A 2,002-nucleotide genomic window follows, 5' to 3' on the forward strand; every position below is an offset into this window, starting at 1 on the left:
CTTGCCAGCCCGCTCAGAGATGTGTATAAGAGACAGAGCCGCGACAGGACGGGCCGGACCCGCGGCGGGGCGGCTCCCGTGGTCACGGAGCCGCCCCGTACCGCCTGTCCGCCGTCCGGGCGCCGCGGCGGCGAGGCGTCGGCCTCGTCCGCCGCGGCGCACGGCCCGGTGGGGTCAGAGCGGCTGCGTCTCGACGACGCTCAGGACGCTGATGCAGTTGCCGTCGGTCTGGTCGCCGCCCTGGACGGACGTCTCCTGCAGGTCCAGCACGGAGTGCGCCTCGACCTCGGGGGTCTCGTCGGCGGCGGGCTTGGTGTTCTCGGACATGGCGATCTCCATCCACTCGTCACTGCGATGACAGGAAGCTGCGGGACGACCGGAACCCCCGGGGAGCTGCCCCGGGGCGTCCGGTGCGGGGATCAGTTCTCGACGACGCTCAGCACGCTGATGCAGTTGCCGGGGGGCGCGATGATGTCACGGTCGGCGTTGACGGCCGTCTCCTGGAGGTCCAGCACGGAGTGCGCCTCGACCTCGGGGGTCTCGTTGGTGTCGTCGGCGGCGGGCTTGGTGTTCTCGGACATGGCGGTCTCCATCCACTCGTCACTGCGGTCCGGGGTCCGTGGGGCGCGCCCCTCGGTGTCCGGTGCGGCCGGCCGGTGCCTGCCGTTGCCGAGAAAGTTAGGAAGCCGGGCCTGGCGATCGCTTCGGCGGCGGTATGGCGTCGGTATCGGGCCAGTTCGGAGGGAGGGAAGCACTGCTTTCCGGCCTCGCCGGCGGCCCGGGCCCCCGCCCCCACCTGGGCCCATACCGTCGCCGAAGCCCCGCCGGACCGTCCGTGAACCGCCGGCGCGCAGCCTGGGTACGCGCCCGACGCGCCCCGGCCCCGAAGGAGGCGGCCCGCATGGAACTCGCCGAACTCGTCGCACGGCGGCCCTACCCGGCCGCCGGTCTGCTCCTCGGCCTCACCCGGCGCTGCCCGCTGCGCTGCGCGCACTGCTCGACCGGGTCGGACCTGTTCACCCGGGAGGAGCCGGACGGCGGTCAACTGGAGCGCTTCGTCGGCTCGTTCAGCGAGGAGAACCGGCCCGACGTCGTCATGCTCACCGGCGGGGAGCCGCTGCTGCTGCCCGCGCTCGCCGAACGGCTGAGCGCGCTGGCGCACCGCGCCGGGTCCCGTACCGCGCTGCTCAGCGGCATGTTCTTCGCCCGGTCCGGGAACACACGGCCCGAAGGCCATCGGTCCGGGAGCCGCCGGGACCATGGGGACGACCGGAGCGGTCGGACCGGCCGGGGCGGGAAGGCGATTCCCCCCGCGATCCTGCGCGCGATCCGCTCCGTCGACCATTTCTCGGCCTCCCTCGACGTCCACCACGAGCGCGAGGTCCCGCGCGCCGACGTCTTCCGGGCCCTGCACCGGATCCGGGACGAGGGCGTGGACGTGAGTTTCCACCTCACCGGGACCGGCGCGTCCGACCCGTATCTCGCCGACATCACCCGGGCGGTGGAGAAGGAGTTCGGCGGCCGGGTCCCCTGCCTGGTCAACGAGGTGCGGCCGTTCGGCCGGGCGGCCTCCTGGGCGAGGCCCGCCCGGATCGGCCCCGACCCGGCGGCGGCGTCGCCGTGCTCGATGGCCGCCTGGCCCGTGGTCGCCTTCGACGGCCGCGTGCTGGCCTGCTGCAACCAGGACACGGTCGACCAGCGGCCCGTCCCGGCCCATCTGGACCTCGGGCACATCGGCGTCGACGACTGGGCGACCGTGCGCCACCGGGCGCTGGAGTCCCCGGTGCTGCGCATGCTCCGCACGGTCGGGCCCGCGCATCTGGCCGCCCGGTACGGCTCCGGCCCCCGGGCGGGCTCCTACTGCGACGGCTGCCGGGCGCTGGGCGGCGACGAGGCTGCGGAGGCCGGGGCCCGTGCGGTGGCGGGCGGGGCGGCCGGAGCGCTGCTGGACCTGACGGCCGCGGTGCGCGGCTCCCGGGAGGGTGCACAGGGTGTCGTGCGC

General features: G+C 74.8%; 3 protein-coding genes. 1 reads left to right on the forward strand and 2 read right to left on the reverse strand.

Annotated elements, in window-relative coordinates; translation table 11 throughout:
- Positions 1–174: 174 nt before the first annotated feature.
- Both CR470_RS39980 and CR470_RS39985 read right to left on the reverse strand, forming a co-directional pair.
- Positions 175–327: a hypothetical protein gene (locus CR470_RS39980; protein ID WP_179892521.1), complete on the reverse strand. Its 153-nt coding sequence runs from the start codon at positions 325–327 to the stop codon at positions 175–177.
- A gap of 92 nt (positions 328–419) precedes the next feature.
- Positions 420–581, reverse strand: a complete 162-nt coding sequence (locus CR470_RS39985; RefSeq protein WP_179892522.1) for a hypothetical protein — start codon at positions 579–581, stop codon at positions 420–422.
- 320 nt (positions 582–901) lie between these two features.
- Here CR470_RS39985 and CR470_RS37630 point away from each other — a divergent pair.
- Positions 902–2,002: radical SAM protein (locus tag CR470_RS37630; RefSeq protein WP_097872229.1), on the forward strand; the 1,101-nt coding region annotated here is incomplete at its 3' end.

The sequence above is a fragment of the Streptomyces sp. rh34 genome, assembly GCF_002551245.1.
GTDB lineage: Bacteria > Actinomycetota > Actinomycetes > Streptomycetales > Streptomycetaceae > Streptomyces.